This is a genomic window from Geodermatophilus sp. CPCC 205761, assembly GCF_051383655.1.
In the GTDB taxonomy this organism is placed as follows: domain Bacteria; phylum Actinomycetota; class Actinomycetes; order Mycobacteriales; family Geodermatophilaceae; genus Geodermatophilus.
The window spans coordinates 20,936-43,799 of sequence record NZ_JALPKQ010000006.1 but is presented as its reverse complement, the minus strand read 5'-3'; the positions used below and the strand labels follow the sequence as shown (position 1 = coordinate 43,799).

The following is a 22,864-nucleotide window of genomic DNA, read 5'->3' as shown; positions in this document are numbered from 1 at the left end:
AGCCGGACGCTAGGCCTTGGAGCGGGGTCCAAGGTCAAGCGCGAGGTCGGCGAGCAGCCCGCGGATCCGGGACCCGATCTCGTCGCGGATCGGCCGCACCGCGGCCACGCCCTTGCCGGCCGGGTCCTCCAGCGCCCAGTCGAGGTAGCGCTTGCCGGGGAAGACCGGGCAGGCGTCGCCGCAGCCCATCGTGATCACGACGTCGGAGGCCTCGACGGCGTCGGTGGTGAGCACCTTGGGATGCTGACCGGAGATGTCGATGCCCACCTCGGCCATCGCCTCGACGGCCGCGGGGTTGACCCGGTCACCGGGGAGCGACCCGGCCGACCGGACCTCGACCGCGTTCCCGGCGAGGTGCCGCAGCCAGCCGGCCGCCATCTGGGAGCGGCCGGCGTTGTGCACGCAGACGAACAGCACGCTGGGCCGGTGAGTGCTCATCGGGTGCTCCGGAGCGCGTCGGGGACGGTGGGGTCGCCGGGGAACCAGCGGCGGGCGGCCCAGAGGGCCACGTAGACGAGGGCGACGAGGACCGGCACCTCGATGAGCGGCCCGACGACGCCGGCGAGGGCCTGCCCGGAGGTGACGCCGAAGGTGCCGATGGCCACGGCGATGGCCAGCTCGAAGTTGTTGCCCGCGGCGGTGAAGGCCAGCGTCGCGGTCTTGGCGTAGCCCAGCCGCAGGCGCATGCCGAGCAGGAACGAGCCGCCGAAGACCGCCGCGAAGTAGGCCAGCAGGGGCAGCGCGATGCGGGCGACGTCCCAGGGCTGCGAGGTGATCGCCTCGCCTTGCAGCGCGAAGAGCATGACGATGGTGAACAGCAGCCCGTAGAGGGCGACCGGGCCGATCCGGGGCAGGAACCGGCCCTCGTACCAGGCGCGGCCGCGAGCCCGCTCCCCCAGCGTGCGCGTGAGGAACCCGGCCAGCAGCGGGATGCCGAGGAAGACCAGCACCGAGGCGAGGATGGCCCAGACGCTGAACTCGGCCGACGTCGTCGGCAGGCCCAGCCAGCCGGGCAGCACCTGCAGGTAGAACCAGCCCAGGGCCGCGAAGGCGAGGATCTGGAACACCGAGTTGAGCGCGACCAGCACGGCGGCCGCCTCGCGGTCGCCGCAGGAGAGGTCGTTCCAGATCAGCACCATGGCGATGCAGCGCGCGAGGCCCACGATGACCAGCCCGGTGCGGTACTCGGGCAGGTCCGGGAGCAGCAGCCAGGCCAGCGCGAACATCAGCGCCGGCCCGAGCACCCAGTTGAGCACGAGGCTCGCGACGAGCAGCGTCCGGTCGCCGGTGACCCGGTCGAGCTCGGAGTACCGGACCTTCGCCAGCACCGGGTACATCATCAGCAGCAGCCCGACGGCGATGGGCAGGCTGACGTTGCCCACCTCGACGGCGGTCAGCGCCTCGTCCAGACCGGGCACCCAGCGGCCCAGGGCGAGCCCGAGGGCCATCGCCGCGACGATCCACACCGGCAGGAACCGGTCCAGCGTCGACAGCCGGGCGAGGACGGGCGTCTCCGGGTCCGTTCCGGCTCGCGGGGTGTCGGCGACGGTGTCACTCATGGACGGCGGGATCCCCTTCGCAGGCGCAGACGGCATCGACGCTCGTCGATGCCACCAGGCTGCCCGAGGGATCGACGGGCGTCAATGTTGTGCGCATACTGGCCCGGTGAGCCTCGCCGTCCTCCCCGCTCCCGCCTGCTGCGCGCCGATCGTCCGGCAGGCGCTGACCGCCCAGGAGGCCGCCGACCTCGCCCGCACGCTCAAGGCCCTCGCCGACCCGGCCCGGCTGCGCCTGCTCTCCCTGGTCGCCGCCCACGCCGGCGGCGAGGCCTGCGTCTGCGACCTGACCGAGCCGCTGGGGCTGTCCCAGCCGACGGTCAGCCACCACCTCAAGGTGCTCGTCGACGCCGGCCTGCTCACCCGTGACAAGCGCGGCGTCTGGGCCTACTACGCCCTCGTGCCGGGGGCCCTGGACGCCGTCGCCGCGGTGCTGAGCACGGCGGGCACCGCGGCCGGCACGGCCGACGGGCAGCCGTCGTCCTGCTGAGGACCGGCCGCGGTCAGGCCGCCCACCGGACGACGGCACCGCCGGTGTCGCCGAAGGACTCGACCGCGAAGCCGCGCAGCCGCAGCACGTCGCCCAGCGCGCGGTTCATCACCTGCTGCACCATCGCGTCCGCGGCGGCGCCGTGGACCTGGTCGACGCTCACCCGGTCGTGCTGGCGCCAGCCGACGACGACCCCGCCGAGCGCCGGCTCCAGCACCAGGCAGGCCCCGCCGATCGCGCCCTCGGACCCGCCGGCGTCGTGCAGCGGCAGGCCCGCCTCGGCCAGCACCGCGGCGATCTCCACCACGAGCGTGGTCAGCGGGTCGTCGTCGGAGAGGTCGGCGTCCCAGTCCTCGGGCAGCCGGTCGAGCTGACCGCCCAGGTGGGCCAGCCAGGCCCAGTCCTGCGGTGACGGCCGGCGGGCGAGCACGCCGTCGGCCCGGCGCACGCCGTACACCGGCCGGGCGCCGTCGTGACCCTCCGGGCCGGCGGCCCAGCCGGCCTCGGCGCGGTCGGAGAACGGCCCGGCGAGGATCCGGTCCGCGCCGTCGTCGTCGACCACCAGCCACCAGCCCTGCCGGATCGCGCCGCCGAGGAGGACCTCACCGCTGGACAGACCAGACACCCTGCTCACCACTCCCGTCCATGGGACCGGCGCGGGGGAAGTGCGCCGGTGCCCCCGCGCCACCGGAACCGGCAGCGGGGGGTGGCAGAAACGTAGGCGCGTCGGCGCCGCCGACCGGCTCCGCCCGACCGGCCGCGGGGCCCGCGTTCCCGGATCGTTGCCAACGGCCCGAACGGGGACGGTGACCCGCCGCCCGCCGCGCCCACATGTAGACACCGGCAGCTCCCGCCGAGCGTGACCGGCGTCGCGACCGGCACGGTGACCCCGGGCGACGGTCACCGACCGGCGTGTCACCGCAGGTGAAGCCATGCATCGTCGGTCGCCGGCGGGGTACCCGCGCTTCCGCACGACCAAGCAGAGGTGAGGGGGAACGGAGTTCCGAGGAGTGCTCGATGCCGATCAGGGTCCTCATCGCCGACGACCACCAGCTCATCCGGGACGCCCTCACCGAGCTCCTCGCCGGCAGTGACGACTTCGAGGTGGTCGGCGAGTGCTCCGACGGCGGCCAGATCGTCGACGCCGTCGGACGCACCCGGCCGCACGTGGTCCTGATGGACCTGAAGATGCCCGTGCTGGACGGCCTCCAGGCCACCCAGGCGCTGCTCGTCTCCCATCCCGAGGTGCGCGTCGTCGTCCTCACCGGTGGCCTCACCCCGGCGACGGCGTTCGAGGCGCGGGCCCTGGGCGTGGCCGGCTACCTGCTCAAGGACGACGACCCCGCGGAACTGCCGGACCACCTCCGGGCGGTCGCGGCCGGCGGAACGGCGTGGACGCCCGCCGCGAGCGCGGTCATCGAGAGCGGCTGGGACTCCCTCGTGGCCTCCTCCCCCGACGGGACGGCGTCCGCCCGCGTCGCCGACAGCCCGCGGCGGCACCGCTGACGTCGGTGGCTCCGGGGCGCCGGCGACCCCACCCATCGGGGGTTGCCGGCGGAGCGCGGCAGTTCGCACCATGATCTCTGATCCGCAGGGTACCGACGCGAGCCCTGACCACATGACCGCGACCGACGGGGGACCGCGGCAGGTGCGGGCGGGGAGGGGTCACGGTGGCTGCACCCGAGAGCGCACGGACTGAGCAGGTGCCCGCGGGCGAGACCGCGCCGCCGGTGCGGCTGGCCGGTCCCGGCGCGCCGGGCGGCCCGCGGCGCGCCGGCGGCGCTCCCCCGACCGCCCGCAGGGTGCTCGCCCGGTTCGTGGCCGGCAACCTCCTCGCAGCGGCGGTGCTGCTCGCGAGCAGCGTGTGGGCGAGCCACGTGGCGGCGCGCAACGAGTCGCTGGCCGACGCCCGCAGCAGGACCGACCTGCTGGCCGCCCTGCTGATCGAGCCCAACCTCGACGACGCCCTGCTCGCCGGGGACACCCGGGCGGCGGCACGACTGGACGCCGTCGTCGAGGGGCAACTCCGTGACGCCTCGGTGGTGCGGATCAAGATCTGGGACGAGAGCGAGCGGATCGTCTACTCGGACGAGGACCAGCTGATGGGCCGCAGCTTCCCGGCGGGTGAGTACCAGGTCGACACGCTCGCCGGCATGTCCGCCGAGGTCAGCGACCTCGGTTCCGCGGAGAACGTGTTCGAGCGCTCGGAGGGCCGGCTGCTGGAGGTGTACCGGCCGATCACCACCCCCTCGGGCGAGCGGCTGGTGCTGGAGGTCTACTTCAGCCACGACCAGGTCACCAGCCGGCAGCGGACCATCTGGCTGAACATCGCCCCGATCTCGGCGGCTGCCCTCGGGCTCCTGACCCTCCTCCAGGTACCGCTGGCCCGCCGGATGATCCGGGACGTGCGGGCCGCCGACCGGGAGCGGCTGCGGCTGCACGCGCGGGCCGCGGAGGCGACCGCCGAGGAGCGCCGGCGGATCGCCGGCAACCTGCACGACGGCGTCGTGCAGGAGCTCTCCGCGGCTCCGTTGATCATGTCCCGGGCGCTCCAGCGCCTCGAGCGACAGCCGGGCGAGGCCGCGGACGACGAGGCGCTCGCGACGGACCTGCGCAGCGCCACCGACGCCGTCCGCCAGTCGGTGGCCTCCCTCCGGTCCCTCCTCATCGAGATCTACCCACCCCACCTGGCGCAGGCCGGCCTGCCGGCGGCCCTCGGGGACCTGACCGCCCGCGTCCGGTCCCGCGGGGTCGACACCCGGCTGCACCTGCCGGACGACCTCGACGTGCCGCCGGAGACGGCGGCCCTGCTGTTCCGGGTCGCCCAGGAGGCACTGCTCAACGTGGTGAGACACGCCCGTGCCGGGACCGCCGTCGTGACCGTCGTGGACACGGCCGGGTCGGTCACCCTGGAGGTGCGCGACGACGGCGTCGGCTTCGACCCCGCGGAGGCGTCGGCCCCGACCGGGACCGGTCACTTCGGCCTGCGCGTCCTCAGCGACCTCGCCGAGCAGGCCGGCGCGACGCTGGAGCTCACCACCGCGCCGGGCCGCGGGACGTCGCTGCGACTCGTCGTGCCGAGGTGACCGGCGCCGGCCCGTCGGTCAGCGCACGGTCGGGGCGTTGCGGACGTCCACCTCGGTGATCCGCAGCCACGGCACGGTCCGGGCACCGCGGCGCAGGACCTCGAGCGCGAGCATCACCGCGGTCGCCTCCATGTCCTGTGCCACGGCGTGGAGCGTGACCTCCGGGGACTCCCCGCGCCACGTCTCCGGCTGACGGCCGTCCGCCTCGACGGCCCGCACCCGTCGCTGCATCGAGTCCGCGGCCAGCGCCCGGGCCTGCGCGTCGTCGCCGATGTCCAGGTCGAACTCCAGGCTCACGCGGAACTTCGTCATGTCGGGCCTCCTCGGGGCGGCCGCTCTCTCGGCCCGACCTCGGCATACCCCGGCACGGTCCCAAGATCACCAGGAACGGGTTGCGACTTCCTCCGACGTCAGGAGCTCGTGAGGACGACGAGTTGCTGGGTCGCCCGGGTCATCGCGACGTAGCGGTCGACCGCTCCCTCGATGCCCTCGCCGAACGCCTCGGGGTCGACGAGCACGACGAGGTCGAACTCGAGCCCCTTCGACAGCTCCGGCGGAAGCGACCGGACGCGGGACGTCGCCCGGAACGTGGGATCGCCGATCACGCAGGCGATCCCCTCGGCGTGCGCGGCGAGCCAGGTGTCGAGGACCGAGCCCAGGTCCGCGACGGAGCCGTGGACGACGGGCAGACCGCTGCTGCGGATGGAGGTCGGGACGTTGGCGTCCGGGAGCGCTGCCCGGATGACCGGCTCGGCCTCCGCCATGACCTCTTCCGGGGTCCGGTAGTTGATGCTCAGGGAGGCCATCCGGATCCGGTCGAGACCGACCCGCTCGAGCCGTTCCTGCCACGTCTCCGTGAAGCCGTGCCTGGCCTGGGCCCGGTCGCCGACGATGGTGAAGCTCCGGGACGGGCAGCGCAGCAGCAGCATCTGCCACTCCGCGTCGGTCAGCTCCTGGGCCTCGTCCACGACGACGTGCGCGAACGGGCCGGCGAGGAGGTCCGGGTCGGCGCCGGTCAGCCCGCTCTCGTCGACCAGGGCATCCCGCAGATCCTGCTGGCGCAGGCTCGTCACCAGGCCCTCACCGTCGTCGTCGGCCTCGATCAGCCGGTCGATGACGGTGGCCATGCGCTCGCGCTCGACGGCGACCGCGGCGTCGTGCCGGCGCTTGCGCCGTGCCGCCTCCGGGTCGCCGAGCCGCTGCCGGGCGGCGTCCAGGTACGGCAGGTCGGACACCGTCCAGGCATGCGGGTCCTCGCGCTGCAGGGTCCGGACCTCGTCCGGGCCGAGCCACGGAGCGCACCTCCGCAGGTAGGCCGGTACCGACCACAGGTCTCCGACGAGGTCGGCTGCTTCGAGCAGCGGCCACGCCCGGTTGACGGTCGCGAGCAGCTCCCGGTTCTGCTGCAGCGACTTCCGGAGCAGGTCGGGCGCGGCGTCGCCGTCGTCCTTGTCCATCAGGATCGTGACCAGCTGCTCCCAGACCTGCTCGCGCGCCTCGTTGTGCGGGGTGCCGGGTTCGGCCGCCTCGAACGCCTCGGCCCAGTCGTCCGCGGTCAGCCGGATGTCGGACCAGGGCGTCTCGACCGTCAGCACCTCGGTCGGCGGCTCCTCGTAGAACCGGACGGCCGTCTCGACCGCCTCCACCAGGTCGGCGGACGACTTCAGGCGGGCCACCGCCGGGTCCGTCTCCACCGCCGCTGCGGCCCCCTCGGCCACGAGGTTCCGCAGCGTGCAGGTCTGGACGCCCTCCTCGCCGAGGCTGGGGAGGACGTCGGCGACGTAGGCCAGATAGGGCTGGTGCGGACCGACGAAGAGCACGCCACCCCGGTGGTGGCCGAGGCGGGGGTCGGAGTAGACGAGGTAGGCGGAGCGGTGCAGGGCGACGACGGTCTTCCCCGTCCCCGGACCGCCGTCGACGACGAGGGCGCCGGAGGATCCGGCGCGGATGACGGCGTCCTGGTCTGCCTGGATCGTGCCGAGCACGTCGCGCATCCGGGCCGATCGCGTGCCACCCAGGCTGGCGATGAAGGCGGACTGGTCGTCGAGCGCGGCGGCGTGCCCCGCGAACCCCTCCGAGGTGAACACCTCGTCCCAGTAGTCGCTGATCCGGCCGCGGGTCCAGCGATACCGGCGGCGGCTGACCAGGCCCATCGGGTTGGCGTGCGTCGCTCCGAAGAACGGCTCGGCCGCGGGCGAGCGCCAGTCCAGCAGCAGCCGGCGACCCGTGCTGTCGGTGAGGCCGAGCCGTCCGATGTACACCGGCTCGGGGTCGTCGGCACGGACGATGTGCCCGAGGCACAGGTCCAGACCGAAGCGGCGCAGGGTGCGCAGGCGGGCGGTCAGCCGGTGGATCTCCAGGTCCCGGTCCAGCGCCGCCTGGCCGGTGCCGCCCTTCGCCCTGCGCTCGGCATCGAGGCGGTCGGACAGGTCGGCGATCGACTGCGCGAGGCTCTCGGCGATCGCGGTGAAGTGCAGCTCGTCGTCGGCGATCAGCGCCGGATCGGCCTTGGCGATGAGGTTGTCGGGGAGGTCGAACGCGCTGGTGGTCAGGTGGTTCACGTCATCAGCTCCGATCTGAGGTCCGTGACCTTAGATCGGATCCCCGAGCCTCATGAGGCCGCCCGAAACCTGCTACAACTGAGCTGAGGGAGTCGCGTGCGGGCACTGCCCGTCCCGACTGCGCTCTTCCCCGTCCCGGTGACCGGTCGACCCGAGCCGCACCGGCCCGCTGCGGGAGTGAATGACGGTTCAGTCACGTTCCGTGTCGATCATGGGCGTGGGGGTAACGCGGTGTCATGGCAACAACTGATTCGACCAACACGGCCGGTGGCCGCACCACCGAGCACGTCCGCCGGGCGAACCCGATGGGCGCGCACGTCGCCACGGCCGGCGTCGTGGTCTTCCTGATCGCCACGTACCTGGACTGGGTGTCCACCGACGGTGAGCAGGGCACCACCGGCTCCGGCTACGAGACCGACACGAGCATCGCGCTCGTCGCGTTCGTGGGCATCGGTCTGGCCGTGGCTCTGCAGTACGCCCTCAAGCGCGCCCGGGGCCGCCAGCACCGCGGCCTCTCGCTGACCGCCCTGGCCGTCGGCATCGCCGCCGTCCTGCTGTCCCTGGGCTACATCGTGGACGCGCCCGGTGCCTTCGAGCGCGGTGCGGACCTCTCGCCCGAGATCGGCGCGTGGATCGGCCTGCTCGGCGGCATCGTGTGGTCGGTGGGCGCCGCCCTGCTGGCGAAGGAGCCCGAGGGCGACGACGACTGGAACGCCGACCACGGCCGCACGCAGGCGCGCGCCGCTCACTGATCCCACCGGCGCGGCCCGACCGGCCGCGCCGGGTGCTCCGCGACGGGCACCCACGCGCAGGCAGCCGCCGGCGCGTGGGTGCCCGTTCCGGTTGCGGGGCCGCGGCGAGACATCACACCTGTCGGTCGAGCGTCGGCCGCGCTCGGTTCGCCGGCGCCCACCGGGCCTCGACCGGCTCAGACGGCCGCGGCCACCAGGCTGGCTCCCAGGACGAGCGGCAGGGAGACGACGGCCCCGAGCGAGGTCGCCATCGTCAGGGTCTTCAGGCTGCCCTTGGTGGAGAGATCGAGCAGTGTGCTGAACATCCAGAAGAAGTTGCTGTTGACGTGGAGGGCGAACATCGCGCCCGACGCGATCGCCAGCGCGATGACGACCGGATCGACCGCCAGCGAGCCGACGATCGGCGAGATGATGCCCGCGGCGGTGATCGCCCCGACCGACACCGACCCGATCGCGAAGTGCAGCACCGCGGCGATGAACCAGGCGAGCAGGATGCTGAGGATCACAGGCGCGTTCTCGTCGGCGGAGAACAGGGTCGTGAGCGTCTCGTCCATGCCGCTCTCGGCGATGACCGCGCCGAGGGACCCGCCGACGCCCGTGACGAGCAGGATCTCGCCGGTCGTGTGGAAGCCCGCTGTGAGAACCGTGCCGACCCCGTCCGCGCCCAGCGACGGCCGGACCATGCCGAACGCGATCAGCAGCCCCACGAACAGAGCGATGTTCGCGTCGCCGAGGAAGGCGATCACCGGGTTCGAGAACTCCACCAGGCCGGCGATCGCCCCGGTCGCGATCAACACCAGCGGCACCAGGATCGGCAACAGACGCACCCACAGAGGCAACCGCGCGGCGCCGTCGGCCCGCGGCACGTCCTCCACCTCGTCGTGCGGACGCCCCTCCTCGACGACCACGTCCGGGTCGAAGTCGGTCTTGTCGTTCCAGTAGCCCCGCCCCAGCAGCAGCCGGAACAGGAACGTCGTGACCAGTGCGGTCGTCAGCCCGATCGGCAGCCCGTACAGCAGATAGGTCCCCAGCGGCACCTCCATCAGCCCGGCGATGGCGACCGCGGCGAGGCCGGGCACGACGAACACGTACCCGGCGAAGATGCCGATGGCCATGGCCCCGGCGAGCCACGGCAGGCCTATCCGGCGGTCGACGGCCGGCGCCGACTCCTTGGCCATCGGCGCAGCCAGGACGACCTGCACGTCGACGTAGATGGACGGGAAGATCGTGGACAGGGTGCCGGCCATCGCATACGGCAGGCGGCGACCCACTCGGCGGGCGAGAACCTCCACCAGGTCGTTGAAGGTGCCCATCGCGTGCAGCAGTGCCCCGATCAGGACGCCGAAGCCGATGAGCAGGCCGACCTCGGCCATGATCTCGCCGAACCCCCCGGTGATCTGAGCCACGGTGCCCTCGGCGCCCAGCCCGGTGGCGAGCCCGAGGTACACGCACGCGAGCAGCAGGGAGATGACCGGGTCGACCTTGAACCTGATGATGAGCACGATCGCGCCCAGGATCGCGATGGCAGAGTGCACGATCTCCATGGGCGTTCCCGCTCTGTGCGACCAGTGGCGACACCACGCTATGGGGACTGCGCCGGCCCCGCTGCCCACCGGCGGTACTCCTGCCGCGGACGACGCCGCCGCCCCGGCCGTTGCCGTTCCGACCTACCGCTCCGAACACCCGCTGTCTCCGGCCGCCCCACGGTCGGGAGACGCCTGCCAAGCGCCCGAGCCGACGAGAGTCGTTCCGAGGACCGGGCTTCAGCCCGGGCCGACGGGGTGGACGACGTCGTAGGCGCTGGAGAGCTTCTTGGGGACGACCATGCGCCACGCGTCGACGACGAGTTCGCGTGCCTCGGTCGGATCCAGTGCAGCGAGGTGGGCCTCGACCCAGTTGAAGCGCATGTCCGACGCCGTCGGCATCTGGAACTTGTGCGGGTCGCTCAGGACCAGCGCCTCCCGCTCCTCCTTGGGGAACGCGAAGCCCATCACGCTCTCATCCACGGAGAACGCCACGTAGACGATCTGCTTGACGCGGAACTTCAAGCAGCCGCGTACGTACACCTGGTACGAGCGCCTCAATTCGGTGCCCAGCGGCCGGACGTCCTCGATCGTCGCCATGTCAGAACCCATCCGTCATGGGCGGCAGGCCGCCTGTCCGCCCGCCTCCTGTCACACACGACGTGGTCTGCTGGGTCCCGTCCATCGGGGTCCGCTCCTTCTGCATCGCACACACCGTTTCGACTGCGACGGCGGGCCGGAGTCATCGGTTGTCGTGACCGAGGCGATGCGAAGGTGGGTGGCAACTCTGCCGCTGGGTGACGAGCTCTTCCGCACGGACTTCTTGCCTCTCCGTGACACCTACGTGCTCACGTGGATCGGCATGGCCGCCGGCGCATGCCGCAGGCGTCCGAACGGTGGACCAAGGGGAGCCGACGGAGGCCAGGCACGACCGTGATGGGGCGCTGGCGTGCAGCCGGCGCCTCGGAGGAGGCTCGGTGTGGCGCAGCTCCGACCAGGACAGGTGTCACCGCCTGTCCCCCCGTGGGCCGCTCAGAGCGGAGGGCGTTGTGACGATCATCTGGATCACCGAGGAGGACCGCCAGCGGGCTGCCGAGGTCCGGCGGGAGCGCATCGCGCGGGATGAGCTGATGATGTTGTTCTGCCAGTGGCTGCAGGCCCGTGCCGGGCCCGACGGTCTGGTGACCGTGCCGGAGCTCACGCCGCAGACCGAGGCGCGGCTGCTCAGGCTGCTGCAGCAGGGACGGTCGTGAGGCCGACCTGGGCACGGCGGGGATGATGGCCCGGCCCCGCACGTGGTGATGGTCAGGCCGGGCGTCGGTGTCCTGCATCGAGGCCGTGAACGCCTCGGGGCCCCGCTCCGCCGCCGCCGGGTCCATCTGAAGCCGTAGTCCTCGGCGCCATCCGCCTCAGAGCCGCCCGCCGCCAGCGCAGCGGCGCTGACCGCATCGACCTCATCGCGGGATGACACGCTGAAGCAGTACAGCGCCGACGTGTGTGTGGTCGGATCGGCGATCGGCAGCTTGGCCAACTCCGCGAACTTCTCACGGCTGATCTCACCCCGAGGCCGCGGTCAGGCCGGCATCTGATGCGGACACGGCCGGGGCCGATGCGACCGATCGGCCAGGCCGTCCAGCACGCCGTCCTCACAGCCGCGCATCCATGAGTGCAGCGTCTGCCCCACTGCTGGGCCACCGAGGTCACCGGATGGCCCTCGGCGATCACCGCCAGCACCGCCCGACAGCGCTGCCCAGCGACGTTCGACTCCCTCATCGAGGGAGCGTCGAGGATCAGCCGAAACAGCTGTCGACCATCAGCCGCACCACTGTCGGGGATCACCCGAAGCTCCGTGGTCGAGCATCAGGCGAAACAACACATCAGCGAGGTGGGCCCCGTGGGGATCGAACCCACAACCCGCGGATTAAAAGTCCGCTGCTCTGCCAGTTGAGCTAGAGGCCCTGCGGCGAGGAGTCTCCCACCCTCGCGCCGGCCGCTCAGAGGACATCGAGCAGGAAGAGGAAGAGCAGGGTCAGCACCGCCGAGACGAACAGCGACCCGAGGCAGCCGAGCCGGCTGGAGAAGAGGAAGAACACCCGCAGCCCGGTTCCCCCGCGAGCCCGGCTCGAACCGGAACTTCACGGTCCGTGTTCTTCATCACGTCGTATCACCTGTTCGGGGGATGCCTGACCAGGCCCATGGCTACCTAGCGTCACTGGTGCCCGATCGGGACCCCGCGCCGCACACGCGCCGGGGCACCGGACGGGGACGTCACCCCGCTGAGGGGTGGCCCTCCAGGCCCCGGCCCGGCCGCACCGTTCCCCCCGGAGCGGCCGGGCCGGACTCCAGTCCGCCTCATGCCGGTGGCGCGCAGACCCGGTCCACCAGGTCCCAGAGCAGCCCCTGCTGACCTTCGTCGACGGGCAGGCGCACCGGCACCGGCTCCTCGTCGCCGAGGACCACGCTGAGCGGGAAGACGAACGGCTGTTTCGTCTCGGCGAGCACGTGCGGCTCGCAGGTCACCGACGTGAACGTGACGTCGGCCGACACCTCGTCGTCCGCCGGCCCCAGCTCGACCGGCAACCCGTCCACCGCCACGTCGAAGACCACGCTCGGCCGCACGTCGACCACGGACACCGGGCGGTCGTCGTCCCCGTGCCGGGTCAGGACGACGGTGCCCGTGACCTCCTCGGCTCCGCCGGTGAGCCCGGTCAGGGCGACGTCGACGACCGCGCGCACCCGGGCGACCGCGCACTCCTCGCTGTGCACGAGCTCGAGCGCATCCCCGGTCAGCGGTACCAGGACCTCCTCGGCCGCACCACCGGCGCGGGCCACGGTCAGCCGGGCCGCCGCCGGGGCCGGCCCGGCCGAGCAGCGGGGTTCGCCGTAGGGCGTCGGGAGGTCGATGACCCGGCCCGGCGCGAACTCCGCGGTGACCGCGGTGACCGGCGCCGGCGCGAAACCCGGCGACTCGACCGCCACGGACGTGACGGTGAACGGCTCGTTCCCGGAGTCGGTGACGCGGACGTGCACCTGCCCGCCGACGGCGACGTCGGTGCGCAGCCGCACCACCTCCGCCTCGATCCCGGGCACCGTGGGCAGGGCCGGCGCCACGGACGTCGACGTCGCCGGCCGAGCCGCGGAGGGGTCGGCACCGCAGGCCGCGCAGAGCACGGCGGCCACCGCCACCGCCGCGCGCCTCATGGCGCCGGAGCGTAAGACCGCCCGGCGCACCCCGGGAGGTGCTACTCGTGCCGCCCCGGCAGCCTGGCCATCACCCGGCCGGCCTCCATGCGCACCTCGAGCTTCCCCTGCGGGTTGGCCGCCGGGCCGCGGCGCGGCTCGCCGCTGTCCAGGTCGAACGCCGACCCGTGCCAGGGGCAGACCAGGCACTCGTGGCCACGGACCTCCTCGACCGTCCCGTCGTACAGGGGCCCGGAGAGGTGCGAGCAGGGCCCGACCATGACGTCCACCCGCGTGCCGCGGCGGACGGCGACCAGCGGCACGTCGACGCTCGCGCCCTTCCCCGGCCGCCGGGCGGGCCGCCCCTCGGGCAGGTCGTCCAGCGGACCGAGGTCGATCCAGTCGGTGCTCAGCGCGCGGGCCGCGGTGATCGCGTGCGAGGCGCCGGAGGACTGCGCGTAGGACATGTGCCCGCCGACCGCGGCCGAACCGGTGGCGACGCCCAGGCCCGCGTACGAGAGCAGCCGGCCCAGCCCGTCCCGGCCGCGGCGACGGGCGGCGAGGGACCCGACGAAGAGACCGAGCGCGACGGTGTTGGCGGTCGCGTGCAGGGCGCCCAGCCGGCGCACGCCCACCTCCTGCTCCGCCCAGTCGGCGGCACCGGAGAGCGCGGCCGGCACCGCGGCGGCGACGCCGGTACCGATCAGCACGGTGGCCGCGGGGCGGAACCGCGGGACGGCGTCGAGCAGACCTGCCGAGACCCAGCTGCCCACCGGCACCTGGACCAGCACCGGGTGGAGGGGATGGCCGAGCCAGGTGCCGTGCAGGACGTCCTTGACGGCCTGCGGAAGCCCGGCCCGCACCGCGCGGCGGGCCGGCTCGATCGCCTTGTCGAAGGCCGCCACGTCCGACAACCGGTCCAACATCCCCATGAGGCTCATGTCGGGCCTCTACCCTGGGCGCGCTGCGACGATGCCGTCGGACCGCGCCCAGACGTGAGCGCCCGCACAGCCCCCGACCGGGTGACCAGGGAATAAGTGCTGGCCCACAGGAGATTGTCAGGGGCACCCTGGACCCTGCTCCCGTGACCACCGGAAGGACCGTCGTGACCTGCCCTTCGCTGCACACCCGCCGTCCGGCGGTCGGCAGCGCCGTCAGCAGCATCACGGCCCGCGTCCGGGCGGAGGACACCCTCGGCCAGTTCACCCGCTTCGTGCTGGTCGGTGGGGCGACGACGCTGGTCTACGCGGCCCTCTTCATCGCCCTCGAGGTGCTCGGGTACCTGCCCGCCCACATCATGGCGACGGCGGCGTCCACCGCGCTGGCCAACGAGATGCACCGCCGGCTCACCTTCCGCGCCGGTGAGCGCGTGCACTGGTTCACCGCGCAGTGGGAGGCCGGCGGCATCACCGTCATCGGCCTGTTCGCCACCAGCGCCACGCTCGGCGTCCTCGACTCGACGCTCAGCTCGGTGAGCATCTACCTGCAGGTCTCCTGCGTCGTCGCGGTCACGGCGATGATCGGGCTGATGCGCTTCATCGCGCTGCGGTGGATCTTCCGCGACCAGATCCCCGACACGGCCTGAGCACCGCACCCTCCCCCCGCGCTCACTAGCCTGGGCCGGGTGAGCGAGCCGAGTCCTCCCGGCCCGCCGCGCCGCGCCGCCCTGCTCCGGGGCGCTCGGCGGTGGTCGGTCCGGCTGCTGATCGCGCTGGCCGGCGCGCTGCTCGGCATCCTGGTGCTCGGGCGGGTGAGCGCTCCGCTGGGCCCGTTCGACGCGACGCTCGCCCTGCGCCCGGCCGGCGGCGGCGCCGACCTCGACGTCCCGCCCCTGGGCGCGCTCGAGGTCGACGCCTACGACGGCCCCCTGCGGCTGGAGATCCAGATCAGCCGGGTCGACGAGATCCGCGCGCAGGCCCTCGCCAGCAACCCCGCGCAGCTGGACGGCGTCGTCGACCGGGTCGCGGCCGACCTGCGGGACGCCGTCGAGCGGGTGGCCGTGCTCACCGCCGTCGCGGCGGTGGCGGGGGCGACGGCGACGTCCCTGCTGGTGCTGCGGCGCCGCAAGGAGCCGCTCATCGCGCTGGGACTGTCCACGGCGCTCGTGGCCGGGACCGCCGGGCTGGCGGCGGCGACCTGGCGGCCCGAGGCGCTGTCGCAACCGACCTACACCGGGCTGCTGATCAACGCCAACAGCCTGATCGGCAGCGCGCAGGACATCGTGGCCCGCTTCGACGCCTACCGCGCCTCCCTCGAGGACCTCGTCGGCAACGTCAGCACCCTCTACTCGGCCCTGTCGGCGCTGCCACCGCCCGGCGGCGGAGCCGCGAGCACGGTCGCCCTGCTGCACGTGTCGGATCTCCACCTGAACCCCGCCGGCTTCGACCTGGTGCGCCAGGTCGTCGACCAGTTCGACGTGGACGGCGTCCTGGACACCGGGGACATCACCGACTGGGGCAGCGAGCCGGAGAACCAGCTGATCACCGCCGTCGGGAACCTGGACGTCCCCTACGTCTTCGTCCGCGGCAACCACGACTCCGGGGTGACCGCCGGGCTGGTGGCCGCCCAGCAGAACGCCACCGTGCTGGACGACTCGGCGACCGTCGTGGCCGGCATCCGCATCGTGGGGACGCCGGACCCGCGGTTCACCCCCGACCAGAGCGCCGACGGCGACACCGAGACGCTGGAGGAGAGCGGGGAGGGCCTGGCCGCGTTCGCCGAGGGGCTGATCGAGCCGCCGGCGATCGCGATGGTGCACGACCCGGAGCAGGCGACACCGCTCGACGGCGTCGTCCCGGTCGTGCTGGCCGGGCACACCCACGAGCGGGAGGTCACCGAGCTCGACGGCGGCACCCGGCTGATGGTGCAGGGCTCGACCGGCGGCGCGGGTCTGCGCGGCCTGCAGGGTGAGTTCCCGGAGCCGCTGACCTGCACGGTGCTCTACCTCGACCCGGTCAGCGGCGAGCTGACCGCCTACGACGACATCACCCTCGGCGGCCTCGGTGAGACCGAGGTGACCATCGAGCGGGTCGTCGTCGCGCCGTCGGCGGCCGGGGACGGCACCGGCGGGTCCGACGGCGCAGGCACGGAGGAGGTCACGCCCCCCTCCCCGGCGGACTGAGGTCCCGGCCCTACCCTCGGTCCATGTCCGCGACGACGACGACCCGCGCCGCACGTCTGGCCGCTGCCGCCCTCGCCGGTGGGCTCGCGCTCACTGCCTGCTCGGTCACCTCGAACAACTTCTCGTGCAGCGGCAGCTCGTGCTCGGTGACGCTCGACGGGGACGGCTCGGAGGTCGAGATCCTCGGGACGTCGCTGGCCTTCGGCGGCGTCCAGGACGGGCGGGCGTCGCTGCGCGTCGGCGACGCCAGCGTCTCCTGCGCCCAGGGTGAGACGGTCAGCGCCGGCCCGCTGACGCTGGAGTGCACGACCGTGGGGACCGACTCCGTCGAGGTGACCGCCTCGCTGGGCTGACCGGCCGCCGGCGCCGGCTGCCGTGGCTCAGCCGCGGTCGGCCACCTCGAGCACCACGCGAGCGGGGCCATCCAGCGGGTAGACCCGGAAGGGCAACTCCGCGGTCGTCCCGACGAAAGCGACCGAGGTGCCCTCGAAGGTCGAGTCCCAGGCGACCTCGGCGACCACCTCGGTGCCGTTGCCGGGCAGCGGATCGGGGCCCGCCCACTCCTCGACGCCGGTGTCGAGCGGGTTGCCGACGCCGGTCAGCGTGACCTGCAGGACCGCGTCGCCGGCGACCTCGACCGGCGCGCCACTCCCCTGGGAGGTCGCCTGGTCGACGTAGCGGACGTCCCAGCCAGGCGTCCCGGTGCCGTCGACCTCGAACACCACCCGGTCGAAGCCCTCGTGCCGACCGGTCCTGATGTCGGTGACGGTGACCTGCGCGTCGGCGGACGCCTCCCCGGTGTCGGGGCGGACGTCCGCCGGGAAGGGTGGCGCGTCAGCCGGCGCATCGCCGCCGTCGTCGTCGTCGTCGCCGTCGGTGTCGGTGTCGCCGTCTGTTCCCCCGGTCGGCCCTCCCGTCGCCGGACCGGGGGCCGAGGCGGACGCGGTCGTCTCGTCCGGTGCCGCGCTGCCGTCCTCGCCGCACCCGGCGAGGAGCGCGACGGAGAGCAGCAACGAGCCGGCGAGCGGGACCGCGGGACGGGTCACGGCGTGAGCGTGACAGCCCTCGGCCTGGTCCGGAGGTCCGTGCAGCACGGGACGGTCAGAAGGGTGGTGGGTCGTCGGCGGGGTCGGGTGCCGGCGGTGGCTCGGGTGGGGGTTCGGCGAGCACGCGCGGGCCGAGCAGGTGCAGCTCTGGCGGGTGCTGGCCGGGTGGTCGGGTGGTGCGGGTCACGCCGCTGGGAGTGGTCACCGACACGGGTGGTGGTGGCCCGCAGCGCCCCGCCGGCGTCGGTGAAGGCGATGTCCAGGCTGCCGCCGGCCGGGGCCTGCGCCCGCCGGGACACACCGCGTCGAGCTGGGTGAGCAGCTCGCGCAGGTGCGCGGCGGTGATCGGCTGCCCGTCCACCTCCCCGATCGGGGCGGGGATGGAGCCGGGCGGCAGCAGCACCGCGGCGCCCGCGGCGTTGACGGGGGTGTACACCGCCGGGAGTGGCGCGCCCTCGGCCAGGAAGCGGGCCGGCGTCACCACGTCGATCGGCACGGTGACCTGGACGTGCGCGACCACCGGCTCCCGGTCGGTCGCCCAGGGACGCAGCACCAGATCCGCGAGCACGCCGGCCCGCAGCACGCCCAGCGGCCGCCCGTCCCCGGCGACCTTGGCCGCCCGAGCAGACCGTCGACGGCCTGCCGGCACGCGGACGCGAGCGCGTGCGGCAGCAGCGCCACCAGCTCCGACATGCGGTCACCGACCGGCCGCACGGTCACGTTCGCCAGCTGCGCAGCCTCCTTGCGGCGGCGATCGGACGCCGCTGCGTCGCGGGCGGCCAGCTCCCGCTGCACTGCCGCCTCCAACTGCTTGAGCGACAACTCAGCGGCCTGGGGCAGCACTGCGGCCCCAGGCCGCGGAGATCACCGCAGGATCGGTGTCGCGGGCCTTCCACCCCAGCTCCCGGGCCAGCACGCGCGCCCGCGACCAGTCCAAACCGGCCGTCGGCCAGTGCTGCCAGCGTCGCGGCCAGCGCGGTCGTCAGCGTGGTCGCCTGCTCGGTGAGCACGGTGGCGGCCGTCCGCGAGCAGCGGAGCACCATCGCCAGCTCGTCGGCGAAGAACTCACTCACACCCGGCGGCCGCACCGGCCCGGCCGGATCCTCGGGCGCCGCGGCACCAGGCTGCTCCGGCCGACGGTCCACCGAGTCGGGCCGGTCAGCGGCCAGCCCCGCGACCAGCTCCAGCTCGTAGGCGGCGAGCATGGACTCCAGCACCTGCACCCGCCGCAGCTCCAGCGCCTTCTCCTCCGGCGACCGCTCCGCGACCGGCAGCACCTCGGCCAGCCGCACCGGTCGCCCAGGGGGCGGCGGCAGCTCGGCGGGCAGCCCGGGATCGGCGACCGCCAGGCCGACCCCGAACCCGCTCTCGCTGGACACGGCTCGAACCCAGGCCGGGGGTACGACACCTTTCGGCGCTCTCACCAGCGGAGATGCGACCAACGCAGCGCCCGCTCGGGACACCGAGGGCACCCCGTGTCAGACCCGATCGGGAGAGCATGTATCGTTCTGTCCTGCCCCCGGCGAACACGAGCCCCCATCGTCTAGCGGTCCAGGACGCCGCCCTTTCAAGGCGGTAGCACGGGTTCGAACCCCGTTGGGGGCACGCACCACCAGCAAGGCCCTGTAGCGCAGTTGGTTAGCGCGCCGCCCTGTCACGGCGGAGGTCGCGGGTTCGAGTCCCGTCAGGGTCGCTTCCCCGGTGGAGACACCGGGAGGGGCAGGTAGCTCAGTCGGTACGAGCGCTCGCCTGAAAAGCGAGAGGTCGGCGGTTCGACCCCGCCCCTGCCCACACAGTCTCCCCTCCCCCGCTCAGCGGGGACGGCGGCGCAGCCGCCGCCATGCGCGCGTGGACCCCGGTCAGCCGCCGGTGCGGTCGGCGACGACCTGGGCGTAGACCTGCTCGTGCACGTCCTGCACGGCGGCGCGCTGACCGTCCCGCCAGGCGCGGTCGGCCGGGCGCGGGGCCGGCCGGGTGAGCGCGGCGGCGACCGCGGCGTCCAGCGAGACCGGGTCGAAGCCCTTCTCCTCGTCGCTGTCGTAGACGACCACGTCGGACCACTGGTCGGCGAACCACCCGCAGCTGGGCGCCACCACCCGGGTGCCGACGTCCCGGCAGATCTCCAGGTCGCGCGAGTGGGTGCCGCACTGCTCCGGCAGTACGGCGGCGTGCAGCTCCTGCAGCTGCTGCGGCCACGCCTCCGCCTTGAGCGGCGCGAACTCGAGGGTGTCGCCCGCCGCGGGTACCGGCGGGGGCTCGACGCCGTCGGCCAGGAACACCCGCAGGCGTCCGCCGCCGTTCACCGCACCCGCCAGGGCGGCCCGCACCATGCCCGAGGGGTCGGGCAGCGCCGGTCCGTGACCGCGCAGCGCCAGGCCGACCAGGCCGCGCTCCGCGCCCAGCCCGGGCACCGGCGTGGCCATCGAGGGGTGCGCCACGACGATCGCCGTCCGGCCGAACCGCTCGGCGATCTCGTCCGCCGCCCCGGGCGTGAGGGTGAGCACCACCTCGGCCGTGGCCAGCAGCGCGGTGAGGTGGGCGTCGTGCCGGCGCCGCGAGGGCTGCGCCGGGTCGCGGAGCTGGTGCACCGTCGTCACCAGGGGGACGCCGGTCCGCCGGATCGTCTCGGTCCAGCTGACCACCTCGTCCTCGGGCAGGTGCCCGTAGCCGGAGTGCAGGTGCACGACGTCGACCTGGCCGGCGTGCGCCGCGAGGTAGGCGGGGTCGAGCCACGGGCTCGGCTCGTGCGCCGGCCCGACGCGGACCACGCCCGCCGGCAGGACGGCGTCGACGTAGGCATCGGCGTGGGGGACGGTCACCACCCGCATCCCCCGAGGTCCGGGCACGCTCACGCGATCGTCGTCCTCCTGCGGCCGCGCTCTGCGACGGCAGGGGCGGTACGTCGTCGTCAACGGTACGGATCAGTCCGGTACCCATCATGCGGACGCCGAACCCGTGACGTCACCCTCGGTGCGCGCCTCCACCCGAAGGGGTCAGGTGCATCGACGCCAGGTGCGCGTGCACCAGGGTGATGGCCAGCGCCCCCTCCCCCACGGCCGAGGCGACCCGCTTCACCGACCCCGAGCGCACGTCCCCGGCCGCGAAGACGCCGGGCGCGCTCGTCTCCAGCAGCGCCGGTGACCGCTCCAGGGTCCAGGGCGGGTCGGCGTCCGGCGCGGTCACCGCGGTGCCGGTGCGCAGGAACCCCCACCGGTCGCGGGCGAGCGTGCCGGCCAGCCAGTCGGTGCGCGGCTCGCTGCCGATCAGCAGGAACAGGACGCCGGCCTCCTCGGTCTCCTCGCCGGAGTCGAGGTCGCGCACGGTGAAGGACTCGAGGAACTCGGTGCCGCGCCCGCCGACCACCTGCGCCCGCGGCCGGACGTCGATGTTCGGGATCGCCTCCAGCTCGCGGATCAGGTAGTCCGACATCGTCTCGGCCAGCCCGCCCCGTCGGACGAGCACCGTGACCCGGTCGGCGTACCGGGAGAGGTGCACCGCCGCCTGGCCGGCGGAGTTGCCGCCGCCGACGACGAAGACGTGCCGCCCGCGCATGGCCGGGGCCTCGCTGACCGCGGCTCCGTAGAAGACGCCGCGGCCGACCAGCTCCTCCAGCTCCGGGACGCCGATGCGCCGCCAACTCGCGCCGAGGGCCAGGATGACCGTCCGCCCGCACACCGTCGTCCCGTCGCTGAGACCGACGCGGATCAACCCGTCCTCGGTGCGCAGCTCCTTGGCGTAGCGCATGAAGTGGAAGGTGCTGCCGAACGCCCAGGCCTGCTGGTAGGAGTTGAAGGCCAGCCGGTTGCCGGTGATCCCGGTCGGGAAACCCGGGTAGTTGCGGATCATCGAGCTGGTCCCCGCCTGCCCGCCCACCGCCTCGGCCTCGACGACCAGCGTGGAGAGGCCCTCCGAGGCGGCGTAGACGCTGGCGCCCAGCCCCGCCGGTCCCGAGCCGACCACCACGACGTCGTAGACGGCGTCGGGGTCCAGCGGCTCGAACAGGCCGAACGCCTCGGCCACCTCGAGGTCGGTGGGGTCCTGCAGCACGGGGCGCTCGGGGTGGAACCGCATGACCACCACCGGCAGCCGCGGCGACTCCAGCCCCAGACCCTCGAGCAGCGCCTGGCCCCTCGGGGTGCCCGCCTCGTAGAAGCCGAGCGGGATCCGGTTGCGGTTCATCTGGTCGCGCAGGTGCTGGGACCGGGGTGCCCAGCGCTCGCCGATCATGACCACCGCCTCGCGACCACCGCCCTGCCGGGCGGAGTACTCGTCGAGGACCTCGGTGAGCGCCCGGTGGAAGTCCTCGTCGACCTTCTCCTCGGGCGCGTAGACCCACCGGTCGAGCTGGCCGAGGGTCAGCGCCTCGAAGATCGGGCGGGCCGTCTCCCAGGCCCCCCACCGGATCAGGGCGACCGCCAGGGCGCCGGGGTGGCGACCGTGCAGCGCCCGCAGCACGGCGAGCCCGTCGGGGTCCTCCGTCCCGAACCCGCCGAGGAGGGCGGCGACCGGCGGGTCGCCCCAGGCGGCGAGCGCGCCCGGCACCTCGTCGGCGCGGATGCAGGAGATGATCACGTAGTCGGCGCCGTAGCGCCGCTTGAGCTCACGGACGGTCGCCAGCCGGGGCGCCTCGTCCCGGCACACGACGACCAGGGCCGCGGGGTACGCCTCAGCCATGCCGCCTCCGCGCCGGGACCGGCGCGAGCCGCCACCCGGCCGCTCCGGTGCCGATCACGGCGACCACCATCGCGGTGAACACCCACGCCGCCGGGTCGGCCCACTCGACGGTGCCGGCGAAGCGCGCCACGGCCACGGCCACCAGGACGCCGAAGACGGTGTAGGCGATCGCCGCCGTCCGCAGCCGCTCCAGGTCGCCGGCCAGCGCCGCCAGCGCCGTCGCGACGCCGAAGGCGACCAGCCAGGCGGCCACCACCCGGGCGGTGAGCGGGGTCAGCGGCCACGGCCACAGCGTGGTCGCCGTCGACGGGACCGCGTACAGCGCCGCCCCGACCAGGGTCAGCACCACCGACTCCACCCCCAGCAGGCCGCGCAGCACGCGCGGCACCGGGTGCCGCGGCGGCGGGTCGGTGCCGGCCGTCCGCTCCTGCGGCAGCAGCAGCGCCAGCATCGCCACGGGGACGACGACGTAGATGGTCAGCCAGAACCAGGCCGCGCCCTGCGCGATCATCGACCGGTCGGCGAACTCGGCCGAGAAGTGGAACCGGTCCAGGTGCAGCAGCGTCGAGGCCAGCGTGATCACGACGAAGACCAGGATGGTCAGCAGCGGCACCCGCGTGCGCACCCAGACCCCGTCGCGGAGGGACAGCACGACCAGCACGCAGCCGGCCGCGTAGCCCGCGCCGAGGAAGGCCGCGGTCAGCGGCGGCTGGATGGTCCAGGCGAAGGTCTCGTCGGTCTGCGGCGCCAGGACGAACAGCGCGACCACCGCCAGCGCGGTGAGCACGCTGAAGGCGAGCAGCAGCACCCGAATGCCCGGCAGGAGAGTGCGAGGCGGCGCGGTCGGAGTCGGAGTGTGCGTGGCAGAGGCGTCC

General features: G+C 73.8%; 23 protein-coding genes and 4 tRNA genes. 11 read left to right on the top strand and 16 right to left on the bottom strand.

Translation table 11 applies throughout. From position 1 onward, the window contains the following. Window positions 1–9: 9 nt before the first annotated feature. Window positions 10–438 carry an arsenate reductase ArsC gene (locus tag MY526_RS05095; protein ID WP_436703391.1) on the bottom strand — a complete coding sequence of 143 codons (429 nt, stop codon included), beginning with the start codon at window positions 436–438 and terminating at the stop codon, window positions 10–12. Continuing rightward, window positions 435–1,559: an ACR3 family arsenite efflux transporter gene (gene arsB, locus MY526_RS05090; RefSeq protein ID WP_436690242.1), complete on the bottom strand. Its 1,125-nt coding sequence runs from the start codon at window positions 1,557–1,559 to the stop codon at window positions 435–437. The genes MY526_RS05095 and arsB overlap by 4 nt, the downstream gene beginning before the upstream one ends. Window positions 1,560–1,665: 106 nt before the next feature. On the opposite strand from arsB, the gene MY526_RS05085 reads away from it, so the two are divergent. Beyond that, entirely contained in the window at window positions 1,666–2,046 is a 381-nt protein-coding gene (locus MY526_RS05085) for an ArsR/SmtB family transcription factor (RefSeq protein ID WP_436690244.1), read from the top strand. A gap of 13 nt (window positions 2,047–2,059) precedes the next feature. Here MY526_RS05085 and MY526_RS05080 read toward each other — a convergent pair whose 3' ends face one another. After that, window positions 2,060–2,680 carry a hypothetical protein gene (locus tag MY526_RS05080; protein ID WP_436703390.1) on the bottom strand — a complete coding sequence of 207 codons (621 nt, stop codon included), beginning with the start codon at window positions 2,678–2,680 and terminating at the stop codon, window positions 2,060–2,062. A gap of 383 nt (window positions 2,681–3,063) precedes the next feature. Between MY526_RS05080 and MY526_RS05075 the strand changes: the two genes are divergently transcribed. Next, window positions 3,064–3,552 (top strand): response regulator, encoded by a 489-nt coding sequence (locus MY526_RS05075; protein WP_436690248.1) that lies wholly within the window; start codon window positions 3,064–3,066, stop codon window positions 3,550–3,552. A 164-nt stretch (window positions 3,553–3,716) separates the two neighbouring features. Then, complete coding sequence (locus MY526_RS05070; RefSeq protein WP_436690250.1) at window positions 3,717–5,132, top strand: sensor histidine kinase; 1,416 nt, start codon at window positions 3,717–3,719, stop codon at window positions 5,130–5,132. An 18-nt stretch (window positions 5,133–5,150) separates the two neighbouring features. Here the strand turns inward: MY526_RS05070 and MY526_RS05065 are convergent, their stop codons facing one another. Continuing rightward, the gene (locus MY526_RS05065; protein WP_436690252.1) at window positions 5,151–5,444 is read right to left on the bottom strand and encodes a hypothetical protein; all 294 of its coding nucleotides are present in this window, start codon (window positions 5,442–5,444) and stop codon (window positions 5,151–5,153) included. Between the two features lie 98 nt (window positions 5,445–5,542). Continuing rightward, window positions 5,543–7,693, bottom strand: coding sequence for an RNA polymerase recycling motor ATPase HelR (gene helR, locus MY526_RS05060; protein WP_436703389.1), 2,151 nt, complete (start codon window positions 7,691–7,693; stop codon window positions 5,543–5,545). A gap of 236 nt (window positions 7,694–7,929) precedes the next feature. Between helR and MY526_RS05055 the strand changes: the two genes are divergently transcribed. Continuing rightward, window positions 7,930–8,445, top strand: coding sequence for a hypothetical protein (locus MY526_RS05055; protein WP_436690255.1), 516 nt, complete (start codon window positions 7,930–7,932; stop codon window positions 8,443–8,445). Between the two features lie 176 nt (window positions 8,446–8,621). Here the strand turns inward: MY526_RS05055 and MY526_RS05050 are convergent, their stop codons facing one another. Then, window positions 8,622–9,989, bottom strand: a complete 1,368-nt coding sequence (locus tag MY526_RS05050; RefSeq protein ID WP_436690257.1) for a GntP family permease — start codon at window positions 9,987–9,989, stop codon at window positions 8,622–8,624. 219 nt (window positions 9,990–10,208) lie between these two features. Beyond that, entirely contained in the window at window positions 10,209–10,580 is a 372-nt protein-coding gene (locus MY526_RS05045; protein ID WP_436703388.1) for an MmcQ/YjbR family DNA-binding protein, read from the bottom strand. Between the two features lie 437 nt (window positions 10,581–11,017). Between MY526_RS05045 and MY526_RS05040 the strand changes: the two genes are divergently transcribed. After that, the gene (locus MY526_RS05040) at window positions 11,018–11,221 is read left to right on the top strand and encodes a hypothetical protein (protein ID WP_436690261.1); all 204 of its coding nucleotides are present in this window, start codon (window positions 11,018–11,020) and stop codon (window positions 11,219–11,221) included. A gap of 633 nt (window positions 11,222–11,854) precedes the next feature. Here MY526_RS05040 and MY526_RS05035 read toward each other — a convergent pair. The 3 genes from MY526_RS05035 to MY526_RS05025 all read right to left on the bottom strand — a co-directional run bounded on the left by MY526_RS05035 (window position 11,855) and on the right by MY526_RS05025 (window position 14,089). Further along, window positions 11,855–11,927 (bottom strand) — tRNA-Lys (locus MY526_RS05035). Between the two features lie 393 nt (window positions 11,928–12,320). Beyond that, entirely contained in the window at window positions 12,321–13,169 is an 849-nt protein-coding gene (locus MY526_RS05030) for a hypothetical protein (RefSeq protein ID WP_436703387.1), read from the bottom strand. 41 nt (window positions 13,170–13,210) lie between these two features. Continuing rightward, window positions 13,211–14,089: a DUF2231 domain-containing protein gene (locus MY526_RS05025; protein ID WP_436690265.1), complete on the bottom strand. Its 879-nt coding sequence runs from the start codon at window positions 14,087–14,089 to the stop codon at window positions 13,211–13,213. A 143-nt stretch (window positions 14,090–14,232) separates the two neighbouring features. Between MY526_RS05025 and MY526_RS05020 the strand changes: the two genes are divergently transcribed. Genes MY526_RS05020 through MY526_RS05010 form a run of 3 tightly spaced genes read left to right on the top strand, consistent with a single transcriptional unit; the run spans window position 14,233 to window position 16,622 of the window. Next, window positions 14,233–14,733, top strand: a complete 501-nt coding sequence (locus tag MY526_RS05020; protein ID WP_436690267.1) for a GtrA family protein — start codon at window positions 14,233–14,235, stop codon at window positions 14,731–14,733. Between the two features lie 39 nt (window positions 14,734–14,772). After that, entirely contained in the window at window positions 14,773–16,269 is a 1,497-nt protein-coding gene (locus MY526_RS05015; protein ID WP_436690269.1) for a metallophosphoesterase family protein, read from the top strand. 23 nt (window positions 16,270–16,292) lie between these two features. Further along, window positions 16,293–16,622 carry a hypothetical protein gene (locus MY526_RS05010; RefSeq protein ID WP_436690271.1) on the top strand — a complete coding sequence of 110 codons (330 nt, stop codon included), beginning with the start codon at window positions 16,293–16,295 and terminating at the stop codon, window positions 16,620–16,622. 27 nt (window positions 16,623–16,649) lie between these two features. Here the strand turns inward: MY526_RS05010 and MY526_RS05005 are convergent, their stop codons facing one another. The 3 genes from MY526_RS05005 to MY526_RS04995 form a co-directional block, all read right to left on the bottom strand. Next, window positions 16,650–17,315: an AMIN-like domain-containing (lipo)protein gene (locus tag MY526_RS05005; RefSeq protein ID WP_436690273.1), complete on the bottom strand. Its 666-nt coding sequence runs from the start codon at window positions 17,313–17,315 to the stop codon at window positions 16,650–16,652. A 55-nt stretch (window positions 17,316–17,370) separates the two neighbouring features. Then, on the bottom strand, window positions 17,371–17,964 hold the full coding sequence (locus MY526_RS05000) for a hypothetical protein (RefSeq protein WP_436690275.1): 594 nt from the start codon (window positions 17,962–17,964) through the stop codon (window positions 17,371–17,373). Window positions 17,965–18,031: 67 nt separating this feature from the next. Next, entirely contained in the window at window positions 18,032–18,694 is a 663-nt protein-coding gene (locus MY526_RS04995; RefSeq protein WP_436703386.1) for a hypothetical protein, read from the bottom strand. A gap of 153 nt (window positions 18,695–18,847) precedes the next feature. Here MY526_RS04995 and MY526_RS04990 point away from each other — a divergent pair. The 3 genes from MY526_RS04990 (at window position 18,848) to MY526_RS04980 (ending at window position 19,106) form a co-directional block, all read left to right on the top strand. Beyond that, window positions 18,848–18,920, top strand: a tRNA-Glu gene (locus tag MY526_RS04990). 14 nt (window positions 18,921–18,934) lie between these two features. Beyond that, window positions 18,935–19,008, top strand: a tRNA-Asp gene (locus MY526_RS04985). 24 nt (window positions 19,009–19,032) lie between these two features. Next, window positions 19,033–19,106, top strand: a tRNA-Phe gene (locus MY526_RS04980). A 68-nt stretch (window positions 19,107–19,174) separates the two neighbouring features. Here MY526_RS04980 and MY526_RS04975 read toward each other — a convergent pair. The 3 genes from MY526_RS04975 to MY526_RS04965 form a co-directional block, all read right to left on the bottom strand. Beyond that, the gene (locus MY526_RS04975; protein WP_436703385.1) at window positions 19,175–20,167 is read right to left on the bottom strand and encodes a glycosyltransferase; all 993 of its coding nucleotides are present in this window, start codon (window positions 20,165–20,167) and stop codon (window positions 19,175–19,177) included. 109 nt (window positions 20,168–20,276) lie between these two features. Further along, entirely contained in the window at window positions 20,277–21,989 is a 1,713-nt protein-coding gene (locus MY526_RS04970) for an FAD-dependent oxidoreductase (protein ID WP_436690281.1), read from the bottom strand. Next, on the bottom strand, window positions 21,982–22,797 hold the full coding sequence (locus MY526_RS04965; protein ID WP_436690283.1) for a hypothetical protein: 816 nt from the start codon (window positions 22,795–22,797) through the stop codon (window positions 21,982–21,984). The genes MY526_RS04970 and MY526_RS04965 overlap by 8 nt, the downstream gene beginning before the upstream one ends. Window positions 22,798–22,864 lie beyond the last annotated feature (67 nt).